Source organism: Paenibacillus lupini (assembly GCF_011761355.1).
GTDB classification, from domain to species: domain Bacteria; phylum Bacillota; class Bacilli; order Paenibacillales; family Paenibacillaceae; genus Pristimantibacillus; species Pristimantibacillus lupini.
Window position 1 is genome coordinate 535,607 of sequence record NZ_JAASRW010000001.1, and the last position, 14,431, is coordinate 550,037.

Here is a 14,431-nt window from a genome sequence, read left to right on the forward strand (position 1 = left end):
TTCATATGGGTTTCAGTATCACCGCAGCGATTGCACAATTTGTGTTCGTAGGAATTCCAATCATCCTATTGGTATTATACTTCGTTAGAAAAAGTCAGAAGAAACGGAACATGAAAGATGCTTAATGATGACGCGCATCGTTAAGCATCCTGTTGGTAATTGTCAATGAGGTCACCAATCGTTCATATTAATGACTATGGGATTCCATTACCTGAACTGCTCAATAAACTTCGTGGCTGCACTGGACAGCGGCATATTCCGCATATTCATCATACCGATGTGAGAAGGAGGGAGCGGGATGTCCAAGTGAATCTCGAACAGGGAGCCTTCCGCAAGCTCCTTCGCTATAAAATCACGCGTTACATACGAAATGCCAAGGCCTCTCCGTGCAAATTCGATCAGCAGATCGACGCTTCCGACCTCAATCTCCGGTTTGATCATATATCCATAATGATTAAAAATCTCTGTTATGGCCATCCGAGCCCGGCTGTTACGGGAGAACAGGATAATGGGATATTGCAGAAGCGTACTGAGCGACAGCACTTTATTTTTCAAGTCACTGTATACAGCCCCCGCAACAAAACAGTCTTGCAGCTGGATGCTTTCTTTTACTTCAAGCTGTGGATCGACGATTGGCATACGAACGACCCCTAGATCTATTTTGCCCTCTTTCAGGAAAGTAATTACTTCTGGCGTAGTGCCATGATTTAGATGGAGCTTAATTCCGGGATATTTCTTGATGAAATCCTCAAGATAAGGCAGCAGATAATGCTTGAACAAGGAGTCACTCCCTCCAATTCGAAGCTCACCATTGTCCAAATTTTTAAGGGCGATCATTTTTTCCTCAGCGGAATTGATCAGAATATGAGATTGCTCGATGTAGGAGTACAGAATGGTCCCTTCCTGAGTAAGGGAGACGCCTTTGGAGGTCCGATAAAACAGCGTCAGCCCAAAGCTTTCCTCGAGCTGTTTAATGGCATGACTAACACTTGGCTGAGTGAGGTACAGCATCTTGGCGGCCTGAGTCAAACTTCCTGTTTTGGCTGCCCAATAGAACACTTTGTATAGTTCATAGTTATTGGTCATAGACGTGGTCGATAGCTCCTGTAAAATATATTAATTACTTGTATAGCTCCTAAACGTATTATAGTGGAATTACAGAAAAAAAACAGAACTTTTCGTTCTGCTGGAGGGAGAAGAAACGATGGAACCCGTAACGTATGTGTTATTTGGTGCAACTGGCGACTTAGCTAAAAGAAAAATATATCCTGCATTATACAATTTATTCGTTGATGGAAAGCTTCCGGATTCTTTTTCTCTAATAGGTCTTGGAAGAAGAGACTGGTCGGATGAGTATTTCCAGACTAGTGTGGAGCAATCACTCCGGAATTTCTCTAGACGTGAACTTGTAAATCCGGAACTTGTACAATCATTTATCAGTAAATTCCGCTACTCGGTTCTTGATATCGGCCGTACAGAAGACTATAAGAAATTGCTCGGAATTATTGAAGAACGCGAGAGCACGCTGGGGCTTACGCCAAACCGTCTCTTTTATTTATCAGTAGGTCCAGAATATTTCACAACGATTGCTTCAAATATTGCCGAGAGTGGCCTTGGCTCCACAGCAGGCTGGAAACGCCTCGTTATTGAAAAACCATTTGGCCACGATTTGCAGTCAGCTCGGGAATTGAATGAGCAGCTTAGCAAATCGTTCACTGAAGACGAAATATTCCGAATTGATCATTATCTTGGTAAGCCAATGGTTCAGAATCTTGAAGTGTTGGAAAGTGCGAACCCGATCATTCAAGCTCTGTGGAGCAATCGATATATAGCTAATGTACAGATTACTGCAAGTGAGACCGTCGGCGTTGAAGAACGGGCAGGCTACTACGATCATGTTGGTGCTGTGAGAGACATGTTCCAGAATCACATGCTTCAAATGCTTATGATGCTCGCGATTCACCTGCCACATAACAGCAACGCTCAAGAAGTACGGAAGCATAAGAAACAAGTCATGGAGGCACTCATTCCTTTATCGAAATCGGATGTGCGTGCGAATGTCATTCGCGCTCAATACGCAGAAGGTTCCCTTGGAGGCAATCCGGTGAAAGGATATCGTGCTGAGCCGGGTATTGCAGCTGCCTCTATGAATGACACTTACATCGCGGCTAAGATTCAAATTGATGATTTCTTCTGGCGGGGAGTACCGTTCTATATCCGGACCGGGAAACGAATGAAGGAGAAATCAACTCGTATTGTGGTGGAATTCAAGGAAGCTTTAAACCAAGCCTCCTCAGTCATTAACGGCGGAGCACCAAATCTTCTTCATATTGAGATCAGCCCGAACGAAGGTATTATGCTGCAGCTCAATACGAAGGAGAACGGAGAACTGAAACCAGTTCAAATCCAGCTGCATGAAAGCAGCAAGGAGATTCCGGAAGCTTATGAAAACCTGATTTACGATGCGCTTGTGGGCAATCCTACGTTCTTTGCGCATTGGGATGAGGTGGAACTCGCTTGGGCTTGGGTGCAGCCGATCCTGGATGCTTTCCAGGATAACCAGGTTCCGCTTCACTCCTATGAAGCAGGTTCTAATGGTCCAGCTGAAGCTGATGCTTTATTAGCAGAGGATGGCTTCCATTGGTGGTTTGATACGAAGGATGAATCGAAGGAAAAGCAACAAACGAAACGGAAGGATGAAGAATATGCTTACTAAATTGGACATTGATCAACTATCCGTCGATACGATCCGTACTTTATCGATCGATGCGATTAACGCTGCAAACTCCGGTCACCCTGGTCTCCCGATGGGAGCGGCACCGATGGCTTACGCACTGTGGGGCAAATTACTCTCCCACAATCCAGCGAATGCCAAATGGTTCAACCGCGACCGGTTTGTATTATCTGCAGGTCACGGTTCGGCCTTGCTTTACAGCCTTCTGCACTTGTCGGGCTACCAAGTATCTATTGATGACTTGAAGCAATTCCGTAAGCTGAACAGCAAGACGCCGGGACATCCGGAATTTGGTCACACAGATGGCGTTGATGCAACAACTGGACCGCTTGGTCAAGGGATTGCGAATGCTGTTGGTATGGCGATGGCGGAAGCTCACTTGGCTGCGAAATATAACCAGGAAGGTTTCCCGGTTGTTGACCATTATACGTATGCGCTTGTTGGAGACGGCTGCTTGATGGAAGGGATCTCTTATGAGGCGATGTCCATGGCTGGACATATGAAGCTTGGCAAATTAGTTGTCCTGTATGATTCGAACGATATTTCGCTCGATGGTGATCTTAACTTGTCCTTCGGTGAGAATGTAAGGAAGAGAACAGAATCTGCACAATGGGAATACTTACGTGTAGAGGATGGCAATGATCTTGCTGCGATTACGGAAGCAATCTCTAAAGCGAAGCAAAATCAATCCCAACCTACTCTCATCGAGGTTCGTACGACCATTGGTTACGGCAGCAAGGGAGCAGGCACGCACAAGGTGCATGGCAATCCACTTGGCAAGGAAGAAGCGATCGCTACGAAAGCCGTTTATGGCTGGCAGTATGAAGAAGAATTTACTGTTCCTGAAGAGGTAAAAGCTCATTTTGCTCAATTGAAACAAAATGGCGGAGAGAAAGAAGCAGCATGGAATGACCTGGTTGCTTCGTTCAAAGCACAATATCCTTCGCAAGGCAGTGAATTCGAGAAGGTGCTGGACGGTTCATTAACCCTTGAAGCAGCAGACATTCTTACCTTTGATACTTCGAAGCAAATCTCGACTCGTGTAGCAAGTGGTGAAGCGATTAATCATTTTGTGAAAATTGATCCTTCGATCTTCGGCGGCAGTGCCGATCTCTCGCACTCGACGATGACGGATATCCGTGGAGAAGGCAAATTCGCCGTTGATTCCTATGCAGGACGTAATGTTTACTTTGGTGTTCGTGAGCATGCAATGGGCGCTGCCGGCAACGGTATGGCACTGCATGGCGGCGTAAAACCTTTCGTCAGCACGTTCTTCGTATTCAGCGATTACTTACGTCCGTCGATTCGTCTTGCTGCCCTGCAAAAGCTTCCTGTGATTTATGTCTTCACACATGACTCCATTGCAGTAGGGGAAGATGGACCTACCCATGAGCCAGTTGAGCAGCTTGCTGCTTTGCGTACGATTCCTGGTCTTACTGTCATTCGTCCATCCGATGCTAATGAAACAGCAAGCGCTTGGGCTTATGCGCTGCAGCAGCAGAATGGTCCTGTAGCTTTGGTGCTCAGCAGACAAAATCTTCCGATCTACGAAGAAACAAAGGCTAACGTTGAGTCCGTTGCAAAAGGCGCCTACGTCTTGACGGAAACAAACAGCCAGCCGGATGTCATTCTGATTGGTACAGGCTCTGAGGTTTCACTCGCTGTAAACGCGAAAAAAGAGCTCGAGCAAGAGAATATTTCCGTTCGTGTCGTTGCAATGCCAAGCCGAGAGCTGTTCGACCGTCAGTCGGAAGAATACAAGCAAAGCGTGCTTCCTGATGCAGTAACGAACCGAATTGCGATTGAAGCGGGTATTTCGTTAGGCTGGGAACGCTACACAGGTAAACAAGGCAAAGTGTTATCGGTTGAAACCTTTGGTGCTTCGGGTTCAAGTGCAGATGTGCTGGAATACTTTGGATTCACAACGAAAAACGTAGTAAGCTTGGCAAAAGAATTCAACTAATAATATTATTCGGAGGTTGTTCATATGAAATTTTTCATCGATACAGCAAACTTGGAAGATATTAAAAAGGCTTATAAAGTCGGCGTTTTGTCTGGTGTTACAACAAACCCTTCGCTCGTAGCAAAAGAAGGCGTGAAATTCGAAGATCGTATTGAAGAAATTTTGCTTGCAGTACCAGAAGTTGAATCGGTATCTGCAGAAGTAACACCTGACGCTTTGACAGCAGAAGAGATGATTGCGCAAGCTGATGAATTGATCAAGATCAATAACTACGATAAAAACATTACGATCAAATTGCCAATGACACTTGCTGGTCTGGAAGCTTGCCGTTACTTGACGCAAAAAGGCGTGAAAACAAACGTAACGCTGATCTTCACTGTTAACCAAGCTCTTCTCGCTGCTCGTGCTGGCGCAACTTATGTATCGCCATTCCTTGGACGTCTTGATGATATCTCGGAAGACGGCGTTCAATTGGTAGCGAAAGTTGCTGAACTATTCCGCATTCATAACCTGGATGCTCAAATCATCGCTGCATCTGTTCGCCACCCGGACCATGTTACTCGCGTAGCAATGGCTGGAGCACATATCGCAACGATTCCATTCTCCGTTATCGAGCAAATCTCCAAACATCCATTGACGGATCAAGGTATGGAGAAATTCGCAGCTGACTGGAAGAAAACAACACAACTGTAATCTTTATGACTTAAAAAAACACGCTGATCATATGATCGGCGTGTTTTTATATTCTAAGCTATTAATCAACAATGACTTCTTTATTCGGATTATGTAAATATTCAAACATCAGCTGTACCTGCTCCAAGGTATTTCGTTCAACGGATAGCTCAGGCAGTTCGTCTAATCCGAAAAACCCAACATCACTGGTTTCAACACCAGCTATCGCCTTGCCGCCTATGATTTCGCATAGAATAAACATTTTATAGACATGGTAAGGGCTTGGCGGGTGGTTGTGGAACTTCTTGTCCAGTACGGCTAGTAAGCGTACCGCAGCTGTATCGAAACCGGATTCTTCTTGCGTTTCTTTGACCGCAATCTCTTTCGGAGAGTATCCGATATCGCTCCAACCGCCTGGCATCGACCAAGCGCCGTCCACTTTTTCCCGAACAAGAAGGATCTTATTATCTTGAAAAACAACCGCACGAATATCGACCTTTGGGGTTGTGTATCCATTATCACTTGCGAAGGCAAGGGATATTTTATCATGGCTTACGGAAGTATATTCAGCCAATATTTCAATACTCATCTGCCGTAACGCTTCATAACGCTCGATATCATATACATCTGTCGCATACGTCAGCCCCGTCTGAGCCATCGCTTGCATCTGTTTAGCCCAATCTAACCATTTGAGTTCCATACTGGATATTCCTTCTTTCATCCTGGACTTTAAGTAATTGTAAAAGGGATTAACGAGGTACTCGTATATTTATATAATAAGGGAAAAGATAGGGGGGAACAATTCGTTTGAAGGCTCTATTTGAAGTACTTATCGTATCATTTAAACTAGGATGCACATCCTTTGGCGGTCCAATTGCACATCTAGGCTACTTCCATAATGAATATATCAAGCGACGGCGTTGGTTAGATGAACGAAGTTATGCTGATCTTGTCGCTCTTGCGCAGTTTCTTCCTGGACCTGCAAGCAGCCAAGTCGGGATAGGTATCGGCTTGCTTCGTGCCGGTTGGCTAGGGGGAGTGGCAGCTTGGATCGGATTTACACTGCCGTCAGTCATTCTATTGCTGTTATTTGCACTATTCATGCAAGGTTTTGATCTAGGAACTTCCGGCTGGATTCATGGATTGAAGATCGTAGCGGTTGCTATTGTTGCACAAGCTGTACTTAGTATGGGGCAAAAGCTTACGCCTGACCGTAATCGAGTGACAATTGCGATACTTGCAGCAGCGGTCACGTTATTGTGGCAGACAGCCGTGAGTCAGCTGTTCGTTCTCGTCGTAGGAGGGGGAATCGGATATTTCTGGTATCGGCAGAAATCTGGAGCAACCATCCATTCGTTAACGGTTCCAATAAGCAGAGGTGCTGGTGCTGTCTGTTTAAGCCTGTTTTTTATTTTTCTTGTTGGCTTGCCAATTCTGCGCCACAGTTATGAGGCTGACTGGCTGGCGTTAATCGAAAGCTTCTATCGGTCGGGATCGCTGGTGTTTGGTGGAGGGCATGTTGTATTACCGCTGTTGGAAAGAGAAGTCGTTCCAACTGGCTGGATCAGTAAAGCTGATTTTTTGACAGGTTACGGTGCGGCGCAGGCTGTGCCCGGCCCTCTATTTACGATAGCAGCCTATCTTGGTGCTATGATTAACGGGGTAAAAGGTGCGATATTGGCAATCGTTGCCATATTTTTGCCAGCATTCCTGCTCATGGCCGGTACGCTGCCTTATTGGAATACGCTAAGGCAACATGAGAAAGTACAGGGAGCTCTAATTGGTGTTAATGCGGCAGTTGTTGGCATTTTATTAGCAGCGCTCTATAATCCTCTGTGGTTGAGTGCAGTTGATTCATCAAGGGATTTCGTACTGGGCTTATTACTATTCGGCATGCTTGTGTATTGGAAATTACCGCCTTGGATCGTTGTGTTGGTTGGGGCAGCAGGCGGAGAATTATTGACTCTCCTATAAACGAAAAAGGCGTGGAAGTGTTCGCATTTCTCACGCCTTTTTCGTTTATAGGATAGAGCTTAATCATGTGTGATTTCATGACTCTCAAGCTCACCGTTCTTATTGAAATAGAGTCGCAATAAACTGTCATCTACTCCTAACCCTGCACGTCCTAAGTAGTATACAAACTGAGGGGATGGTTCATCAAGCATTTGTTCGGGTTCTCCTAGTAAATCAATAATCTCTGTATTCGTCATTCCAACTAGTTCATATATTAATCAGATTATGCACCATGTTATTTCTTTTCTCAGGTTCCTTTGACCAGGTTTCCTTATCAAATGGAGCACTGCATGAACAGAGAATGAGCAGCAAAAGGAAGGATAATAGTAACTTCTTCATTAAAGTATATCACCTATAATATGTAATTTCTTGTTGGAATTAAGTTTTCGGTGCATGGGACCAAGAGATGTGATAATCTTGTATTTACTGGAAATAACATGGAATTGATAGAGAAAGGAAGAGTATATGAGTAGGAAGAGAATAACCATATTGACTGTTGTATCGTTGTTTTTAATCGTCTATGTATGCTATGGATTTTGGATTGCAAAGGATGTTAAATCTATACTGACTGTTGGGATGCAGCCAGATAGCAGTTACGAGAAGTATATGAGTGATCAGGCTTACAACCGACTAAATCCGCTGCGCAATCATATGACAGCTTCATCTTATACCTATAAACCTGAGGATCACAGTGTAGGCCCTGTATTCCTGTTCCACTTCTTCTTTGTTGCAAAATCGTCGACCAAGCAAAGCTTTGAGTTTCATGATGCTTCTCCTACATTCGGCGGAACAGAAGTTGTAAAGATGACAACGAAGCTTAAACATGGCAGATGGTATGCAACGAAGGTGTACATCGCAGCTTAATTGTTAATCGGAGAGGAAGGGAATCCGTTTGAAAATGAGAGGCAGGATGGCTATCTTTCTTGGAATCGGATTTGTTATATCAGCGTTCTTAAGTTTGTACCTTGTGCAAGTGGATAAGAAGAATCATTATGTCAGTCCACTGATGACATTGACGTTAGTCTTGTTTTGGTTCGCACTAGGTAATGGAATGGTTTATTTGGTGAAGAAGCGAAGGAATAGAGAAAAAACCACTTAAAAGATTCTTTCGCTTTCCTTTATATGGATGTAATTTCATAATGAAATTATTATTATCCACTATACAAGTCGCATTAGCAAAGTTCTAGTGCGACTTTGTTTTGATGCAAAGGAGGATTTATATGCTTAATGTTTTTGAGGTTGCTGATACATTAGTGGAGCACATTAAATCCAACTTTCTAGAAGAGATTGCGATTATCGGTTATTACGGCTCTTATGCACAAGGAACGGCGACCGAGCGGTCGGACCTGGATTTCTTTTTCATTCCTGCAAGTTCAGATGGTTATCGCCACAGTGTGCAATTTATCGTGGATAACATCTGCTTTGACTTTTGGCCGATTAGCTGGGAGCGGGCTGAAAGGATGGCTGCCTTTGAAGAATTAAATGTGTCTATTATTGCAGATTGCAAATTATTATACGTTCGTTCGGACGAAGACCGGAATCGCTTCATGAAATTGCGAGAGCAAATCGCAGCCGCGCCATCGCAAGGAATGGCATTTCTTAATAAAGCTGAAGCCCAACTGAAAGATGCTTGTGTCCATCTGAGTAACATGATGAGGGTTCATACCGAGCACAAGTTAACTCAATTCCGTCATGAAGCAAGGGAGATACTAGTTTACGTGTTGAACAGTGTTTCCTTGATCAATCGGACTTATTTTAAAAAAGGCTGGGGTAAAAATACGGAGCAAATAAGAGAGTTTGTACATAAACCGGATCAGCTCGAGGAGTTGATGCAGACCATTATGCAATCTGGTTCAAGTACTGTAGTCGTTGAATCTTGCGAGCAGTTAATTCAGAACACTTCGAGATTGTTGACTCTGCAGAAGGAATCATATGTCGATGGTCCCAACTATTCGGATCGAATGAAGGGCTTTTACGAAGAGATCAAAGGGATATTCGATAAAGTATTAACGGCTTGTGAAAGGAACGATTACACTTCAGCCTATTTTTGGGGAATAGGTGTGCAGGCAGAGATAGCACGTACTCTCTATTTTTCGGAAAAGGGATATTGGCCAATTTCTACCGATTCAGAATTAGAATATATGGATGTTTATAAAAAGTTGGGATTTCCTGACCTAGCCGCACTTCTTGATCCTAGTGACTTACAACCACTCTTTGAAGCTGTAGAACGTTTGGATACCTTGCTAGAGGAGCATCTAAGACAGCATGGTGTTGCTATTAATCGATTCCGAGATGTAGCAGAATTTAAACAGTATCTCAATTCATTCATCGTGTAGAGGAGTATGAGACTATGCTCAAACCACTGTTTGGAGTTTTGCCAACGGATAAACGTATCGCAGGAATTCATAGCATACCTGTTACAGATGAAGGATCAATCGTTATGGTTTGGGATAAATACGAGAAGAACCTGACAACGGTTGGAGGCAGACTGGAGAGTGGGGAGAAACTTGATGAAGCACTTGACCGCGAGACGGTTGAAGAAGCGGGACTGCTGTTAGAAGCAGAACGGGTTCCTATTGCAGCTTGGTATTGGGAGAACACAGATACGTATACCGTATTTGTAATAGCGAAGGTGAAGCAATATGTGGAGATGCCGGATGGCTTCGAGACGACGGGCAGAGTGACGATGAATATCGAAACGGCTCAGCAGCTGGTGTATAAGCTCGAAGGCGAAGGGCTGCGGACAGAGCTGCTAGGGATTGTAGAGCTGGAGCTTAGAAGTGAATGGCAATAAACCATAAAAAATAGAAATAGCAGGAGGTCTCATGATTAATAACTATATTTGGGCAGGCAAAAAGGTTAGGCTGCGACCGGTCCAGGCTTCAGACTGGGACAAGTTTCATCATAATGATATGGATTCAGAAAATGCCAGACTATGCGATGAGATACATTTTCCAAGATCGGAAGAAGGTACGAGACAGTGGGCGGAGCACCAAGCGGCGAATACCTATGACGGGGATAATATTTTCCTCGCAATCGAGACATTAGACGGCACGCACATTGGAAGTATCTGTACAAATAACTGTAATCCGAGACACGGAACGTTCAAGTATGGAGTATCCATTTTCCGCGAGCATTGGCGTAATGGCTATGCCACCGATGCGGTCATGATCCTGCTGAGATATTATTTTAAAGAATTACGGTATCACAAAGTTAATGCTCATGTTTATGCTTTTAACGAGGGATCTATTGCTCTACAGGAGCATCTTGGCTTTGTCCAGGAAGGCAAACTTCGGAACATGATTTATACGATGGGTAAGCAGCATGATGAATATATTTATGGTCTCACAAAGCTTGAATATGAGAAGTTAAAGTAATGGTTAATAAAGGTAAAGGCCGGAGGCTTGTAGAAGATATAGAGGCAGCTTAAATTTGTAATTCGAAGGAGATAGGTCATGAGTTTAAAGATTGAGCCTTTGGATTTGCATCAAGCGGATATATCAGGATCGAAGTGGCAGGAAGTTAAGGCGGAGGAACTCGATATTGATAATGTCAGCTTGGCCAAGACGAGAATTAATAACGTAAACATGCATGCAATGAATTTGAATAATGTAAATATGAGTGAGATTACAATCTCGGATGCGAATTTGACAGGTGTTAGCATTAAAAGCGCTAACTTAAGCTATGCCGTTATTAACTATGTCAATCTATTTGGAACAGAATTTCATAATGTTATTCTTCCAATGGAAGGGGATAGACTTCACAAACCTGACGGGCAATATAAGCCAATAAGTTTCCATAATTGCATTTTACCTTATACTCAATTCAATGGTTGTGATCTATCCAATGTGGAGTTAACAGACTGTGACATCACGGGCCTTAGAATCAATGGGATCTTAATTTCTGACTTAATCAAAGAGAAATAAAAGGAGGAACTTATGAGCGAACAGGTGATTGCGCAGAAAGAAAAATCTAGAATTACTCTGGGAAAAGCGATCCAAGTTCGCCTAGTGTCTGACCTTGAAAGATCGCAGGAGTATTACCGTGACTGCCTTGGATTTTCAGTGGATGGCTGGGGCCATGCCGAGCGTGATGAAGTGTGCTTTATTCTTCAGCAAGCCGTATCGTTGGACGATGTTAGACCAAATGCTAATTCTGCTAGACGTACGAATTATCCAACAGAATGGGAAGGTCCAGATCGTGGCTGGGATACCTTCCTGCATATCGGTTGGGATGAAATAGATATGCTTGTCGATGAAATACGCGCAAGAGGTGCTGTCATTGGACCTGAAGATTTCGAAGGGTCACATGGCGGCTGGGAATTCAAGAATGTTCATATCCTTGATCCTGATGGCTACAACATTGTTCTAGGTGCGATGCGTAAAGTAGTAAATAACGATTAGCTCAAACTCAAAGGAGAAAAGTGATGAATCCCATTTCCAATAAAATCAATGGAGTCTTTATTCCCGTTAGCGACATTGAAAATGCCCGGGATTGGTATTCTGACATTTTAGGCCTGCCTGCAACTGGTGAACTGTTTTTTGGTCACATCTATGTTTTGCCAATGGAAGGACCCGATATTGTATTGGACAGCAAGATATACTCTCCGGAGAATGTATATACGGTGCCGGCTTTTCAATTTCATACGGATGATATTGATAAGGCCTATGCCTTTATGAAAATGAAGAATGTAGAATTAGTTACAGGAATTGAAAATGGTCATTGGTTTAATTTTAAAGATCCTGATGGCAATCTGCTTATGGTTTGTAAGTAAGGTTTAGTTTGGAGGCTAATTGCATGGAGCTTAAGCAGCTTGTACCGATCCTTCGTATATTTGATGAGGGAAAGGCGAAAGAGTTTTACTTGGACTTTCTTGGGTTTACGCTGGATTGGGAGAATCGGTTCGAACCGGGCACGCCGGTATATATGCAGATCTCCAAAGGCAATGTAAGGCTGCACTTGAGTGAGCATTATGGCGATTCTAGTCCTGGATCAACGATACGGATCGAAATGACGGGTATTAGTGATCTGCATAAGGAACTGATGGAAAAGAAATATAAATACGCAAGACCTGGTCTGGAGAAGACACCATGGGAAAGTGTAGAGTGCAAGATTAATGATCCATTTGGTAATCGAATATTATTTTGTGAATTCTAATGAACAGAAGAGATACCTATGAAAGAAAGCCGCCCCAGATGGGACGGCTTCTTTCGTTTATTGTTTTTCCACCGATATACTGCCATTATCGGCCGTTAGTTTAACGACCGTTTTCCCCTCTCCAATAACCGTATCCTCTTTATACTTGTCGAAGAGATTAACTCTTCCGTTGTCTACATGAGTGAGAAAGGATACGTTATTTGGTTCGGTCTCGGTTTGAAGCGAAATTCTGCCATTGTCCGTTTCAAGCGTGATATTTTGATTAATCTCTTTGGTCAGAACCGTAATAGAACCATTATTGGCTCTCCCATTAAGCACACCAGTGACATGGTTGAGTGTGATTTTTCCGTTGTCGGTTTTTACTTTCACATCCTGTGCTGTGCTTTCGTTTAACTCAATTCGTCCGTTATCTGTTGTTGCCTGAATGGAAGTCGCTGTAAGCTTCTGAGCCAAAATATACCCGTTATTATTTGCGATCTTAAACGCATTATATTGTTTTTCCGGCAAGTAAACTTTAAGGGTTAGCTTGTAATCATGAAAATTAAAGTTAAACCATTTGTTCTGATCTTCATCTAAAGTAATAAACAAGGTTGAATCTTCAACGTTAGCAGTGAACAGCGGCTTTACGTTAGTTGCTGTTTTACCGCTTAATTGAATATCTACATCCTGTTCCGTAGTTGGCCATATTTCAATACGGGAATTGTCTGAGTTAATATCTAAGGCAGTCACTTGTGAGCCGGTGATAGTCTTTTGTTCAGAGACCTCATTGAATTCATTTGTAGACTGGTAAGTGATCAGGCTTCCAACAAGGCCAATTACCAATAATCCCGCTGCAATCGCAGATAACTTTTTCTTATTAGTCATGTTTTAACCCGCCTTTTACCAAAGAAACGTTATATTTCAGATAACTGATCGATGCATTTTTCCCAAGCTTAGAGACGTACAGCATTCCCATCCCAAGGAAGATGCCTAAGCCGCAGGTTGCAAGGGAGAAGAAGAGATCAAATAGTAAGAAAGTGCTTGGATGCACAACCGCATTAACGATGACAAGAAGAGGGGAGAGTACCAATGCTAAGGCTGATGCCCATCCGGCGACTATGACTCCAGCGACTCCAACAGCAGGGCCAAGAACTATCACCAGGTTGAAGAAACTGAGTCCAATGACAGCCCAAGTTGCCCGAATAATGCTGCCAGCCGATGTGCTTACTGTCGCTCGTTTTACATGATAGTTGGCAAGCAGCTCTTTGGCGATCTGGGAAGGTGAGCCTAGCGCACTTGCAATTTCTTCTTCTGATTTTCCTGCCTCTATTGCGAACATAAAATGCTCTTCATAATCGTGTATGACATCAGCACGCTCAACAGCGGGAATTCCTTTCAACTCGTGCTCCAATTGCTGTAAAAATATATGTTTATTCATTGTTCACACCTTCCTTTATCAATTGATTCACGCCACTTGCAAACTCATTCCATTCGGTAATAAGTTCATACAGGTAGGTTCTTCCTTTGTCTGTGAGCCTATAGTATTTTCGCGATGGTCCTTCTGTGGACTCTTGCAGATAAGTCGTAAAATATTCGTCATTCGTTAAACGGCGGAGAATGGGGTAGATGGAGCCTTCAGAGATTTCGATTTGACTGGATATTTTTTGAACTAACTCATATCCATATCGATCTTTCTTGTCTAACATGACAAGTACACACAGTTCTAGAACTCCTTTTTTAAATTGAACATTCAAATCGTAAGCACCTCGTTTGGTTAATGGCTTTAGTACTATATATTGAACAGTACCTGTTTATGAATATTGCTTCGTTGAATACAATATACCATTCAGTACTATTTATTGCAAGGTACCGTATTATAAATGGGCGAATGTCTAGTGCTTTCAATCTGACAA

Annotated in this window: 17 protein-coding genes; 12 read left to right on the forward strand and 5 right to left on the reverse strand. The window is 43.2% G+C overall.

The features are described from left to right. Nucleotides 1-207 precede the first annotated feature (207 nt). Nucleotides 208-1,086, reverse strand: coding sequence for a LysR family transcriptional regulator (locus FHS17_RS02675; RefSeq protein ID WP_167273980.1), 879 nt, complete (start codon nucleotides 1,084-1,086; stop codon nucleotides 208-210). A gap of 118 nt (nucleotides 1,087-1,204) precedes the next feature. Here FHS17_RS02675 and zwf point away from each other — a divergent pair, with 118 nt between their 5' ends. From zwf to fsa, 3 genes are read left to right on the forward strand one after another with little or no spacing between them, the layout of a single operon-like run. Next, nucleotides 1,205-2,716, forward strand: coding sequence for a glucose-6-phosphate dehydrogenase (gene zwf, locus FHS17_RS02680; protein WP_167273983.1), 1,512 nt, complete (start codon nucleotides 1,205-1,207; stop codon nucleotides 2,714-2,716). Further along, the gene (gene tkt, locus FHS17_RS02685; protein WP_167273986.1) at nucleotides 2,706-4,697 is read left to right on the forward strand and encodes a transketolase; all 1,992 of its coding nucleotides are present in this window, start codon (nucleotides 2,706-2,708) and stop codon (nucleotides 4,695-4,697) included. Before zwf ends, tkt begins: the two co-directional genes overlap by 11 nt. A gap of 24 nt (nucleotides 4,698-4,721) precedes the next feature. After that, nucleotides 4,722-5,390 (forward strand): fructose-6-phosphate aldolase, encoded by a 669-nt coding sequence (fsa, locus tag FHS17_RS02690; RefSeq protein ID WP_167273989.1) that lies wholly within the window; start codon nucleotides 4,722-4,724, stop codon nucleotides 5,388-5,390. A gap of 61 nt (nucleotides 5,391-5,451) precedes the next feature. On the opposite strand, the gene FHS17_RS02695 is transcribed toward fsa, so the two are convergent. Beyond that, nucleotides 5,452-6,069: an NUDIX hydrolase gene (locus FHS17_RS02695; protein ID WP_167273992.1), complete on the reverse strand. Its 618-nt coding sequence runs from the start codon at nucleotides 6,067-6,069 to the stop codon at nucleotides 5,452-5,454. A gap of 107 nt (nucleotides 6,070-6,176) precedes the next feature. Between FHS17_RS02695 and FHS17_RS02700 the strand changes: the two genes are divergently transcribed. From FHS17_RS02700 to FHS17_RS02740, 9 genes are all read left to right on the forward strand, one after another. Then, nucleotides 6,177-7,343 (forward strand): chromate transporter, encoded by a 1,167-nt coding sequence (locus tag FHS17_RS02700; protein ID WP_167273996.1) that lies wholly within the window; start codon nucleotides 6,177-6,179, stop codon nucleotides 7,341-7,343. A 504-nt stretch (nucleotides 7,344-7,847) separates the two neighbouring features. After that, the gene (locus FHS17_RS02705) at nucleotides 7,848-8,246 is read left to right on the forward strand and encodes a hypothetical protein (RefSeq protein WP_167274000.1); all 399 of its coding nucleotides are present in this window, start codon (nucleotides 7,848-7,850) and stop codon (nucleotides 8,244-8,246) included. A gap of 356 nt (nucleotides 8,247-8,602) precedes the next feature. Beyond that, nucleotides 8,603-9,718 carry a nucleotidyltransferase domain-containing protein gene (locus FHS17_RS02710; RefSeq protein ID WP_243865150.1) on the forward strand — a complete coding sequence of 372 codons (1,116 nt, stop codon included), beginning with the start codon at nucleotides 8,603-8,605 and terminating at the stop codon, nucleotides 9,716-9,718. 14 nt (nucleotides 9,719-9,732) lie between these two features. Then, a complete protein-coding gene (locus FHS17_RS02715) occupies nucleotides 9,733-10,176 on the forward strand; it encodes an NUDIX domain-containing protein (protein WP_167274009.1) in 444 nt (147 codons plus the stop codon). Nucleotides 10,177-10,207: 31 nt separating this feature from the next. Then, on the forward strand, nucleotides 10,208-10,759 hold the full coding sequence (locus FHS17_RS02720) for a GNAT family N-acetyltransferase (protein ID WP_208420201.1): 552 nt from the start codon (nucleotides 10,208-10,210) through the stop codon (nucleotides 10,757-10,759). A gap of 78 nt (nucleotides 10,760-10,837) precedes the next feature. After that, nucleotides 10,838-11,308, forward strand: a complete 471-nt coding sequence (locus tag FHS17_RS02725; RefSeq protein ID WP_167274013.1) for a pentapeptide repeat-containing protein — start codon at nucleotides 10,838-10,840, stop codon at nucleotides 11,306-11,308. Nucleotides 11,309-11,320: 12 nt separating this feature from the next. Then, complete coding sequence (locus tag FHS17_RS02730; protein WP_167274017.1) at nucleotides 11,321-11,785, forward strand: VOC family protein; 465 nt, start codon at nucleotides 11,321-11,323, stop codon at nucleotides 11,783-11,785. A gap of 23 nt (nucleotides 11,786-11,808) precedes the next feature. Then, nucleotides 11,809-12,156 carry a VOC family protein gene (locus tag FHS17_RS02735; protein WP_208420202.1) on the forward strand — a complete coding sequence of 116 codons (348 nt, stop codon included), beginning with the start codon at nucleotides 11,809-11,811 and terminating at the stop codon, nucleotides 12,154-12,156. A 23-nt stretch (nucleotides 12,157-12,179) separates the two neighbouring features. After that, nucleotides 12,180-12,539 (forward strand): glyoxalase superfamily protein, encoded by a 360-nt coding sequence (locus FHS17_RS02740; RefSeq protein WP_167274023.1) that lies wholly within the window; start codon nucleotides 12,180-12,182, stop codon nucleotides 12,537-12,539. Nucleotides 12,540-12,596: 57 nt separating this feature from the next. On the opposite strand, the gene FHS17_RS02745 is transcribed toward FHS17_RS02740, so the two are convergent. The 3 genes from FHS17_RS02745 to FHS17_RS02755 are packed head-to-tail and all read right to left on the reverse strand — an operon-like array spanning nucleotide 12,597 to nucleotide 14,272. Continuing rightward, the gene (locus tag FHS17_RS02745) at nucleotides 12,597-13,403 is read right to left on the reverse strand and encodes a DUF4097 family beta strand repeat-containing protein (protein ID WP_167274027.1); all 807 of its coding nucleotides are present in this window, start codon (nucleotides 13,401-13,403) and stop codon (nucleotides 12,597-12,599) included. Then, nucleotides 13,396-13,956, reverse strand: a complete 561-nt coding sequence (locus FHS17_RS02750; protein WP_167274031.1) for an HAAS signaling domain-containing protein — start codon at nucleotides 13,954-13,956, stop codon at nucleotides 13,396-13,398. The genes FHS17_RS02745 and FHS17_RS02750 overlap by 8 nt, the downstream gene beginning before the upstream one ends. Continuing rightward, nucleotides 13,949-14,272, reverse strand: coding sequence for a PadR family transcriptional regulator (locus tag FHS17_RS02755; RefSeq protein WP_167274035.1), 324 nt, complete (start codon nucleotides 14,270-14,272; stop codon nucleotides 13,949-13,951). Before FHS17_RS02755 ends, FHS17_RS02750 begins: the two co-directional genes overlap by 8 nt. Between the last annotated feature and the right edge of the window lie 159 nt (nucleotides 14,273-14,431).

What these genes read in the sequence shown, in the direction of transcription:
- FHS17_RS02745 (WP_167274027.1), bottom strand. Translation starts at nt 13,403, where the DNA reads ATGACTAATAAGAAAAAGTTATCTGCGATTGCAGCGGGATTATTGGTA.
- FHS17_RS02675 (WP_167273980.1), bottom strand. Translation starts at nt 1,086, where the DNA reads ATGACCAATAACTATGAACTATACAAAGTGTTCTATTGGGCAGCCAAA.
- FHS17_RS02720 (WP_208420201.1), top strand. Translation starts at nt 10,208, where the DNA reads ATGATTAATAACTATATTTGGGCAGGCAAAAAGGTTAGGCTGCGACCG.
- FHS17_RS02695 (WP_167273992.1), bottom strand. Translation starts at nt 6,069, where the DNA reads ATGGAACTCAAATGGTTAGATTGGGCTAAACAGATGCAAGCGATGGCT.
- FHS17_RS02735 (WP_208420202.1), top strand. Translation starts at nt 11,809, where the DNA reads ATGAATCCCATTTCCAATAAAATCAATGGAGTCTTTATTCCCGTTAGC.
- tkt (WP_167273986.1), top strand. Translation starts at nt 2,706, where the DNA reads ATGCTTACTAAATTGGACATTGATCAACTATCCGTCGATACGATCCGT.
- FHS17_RS02705 (WP_167274000.1), top strand. Translation starts at nt 7,848, where the DNA reads ATGAGTAGGAAGAGAATAACCATATTGACTGTTGTATCGTTGTTTTTA.
- FHS17_RS02740 (WP_167274023.1), top strand. Translation starts at nt 12,180, where the DNA reads ATGGAGCTTAAGCAGCTTGTACCGATCCTTCGTATATTTGATGAGGGA.
- FHS17_RS02730 (WP_167274017.1), top strand. Translation starts at nt 11,321, where the DNA reads ATGAGCGAACAGGTGATTGCGCAGAAAGAAAAATCTAGAATTACTCTG.
- FHS17_RS02715 (WP_167274009.1), top strand. Translation starts at nt 9,733, where the DNA reads ATGCTCAAACCACTGTTTGGAGTTTTGCCAACGGATAAACGTATCGCA.
- FHS17_RS02710 (WP_243865150.1), top strand. Translation starts at nt 8,603, where the DNA reads ATGCTTAATGTTTTTGAGGTTGCTGATACATTAGTGGAGCACATTAAA.
- fsa (WP_167273989.1), top strand. Translation starts at nt 4,722, where the DNA reads ATGAAATTTTTCATCGATACAGCAAACTTGGAAGATATTAAAAAGGCT.
- zwf (WP_167273983.1), top strand. Translation starts at nt 1,205, where the DNA reads ATGGAACCCGTAACGTATGTGTTATTTGGTGCAACTGGCGACTTAGCT.
- FHS17_RS02750 (WP_167274031.1), bottom strand. Translation starts at nt 13,956, where the DNA reads ATGAATAAACATATATTTTTACAGCAATTGGAGCACGAGTTGAAAGGA.
- FHS17_RS02725 (WP_167274013.1), top strand. Translation starts at nt 10,838, where the DNA reads ATGAGTTTAAAGATTGAGCCTTTGGATTTGCATCAAGCGGATATATCA.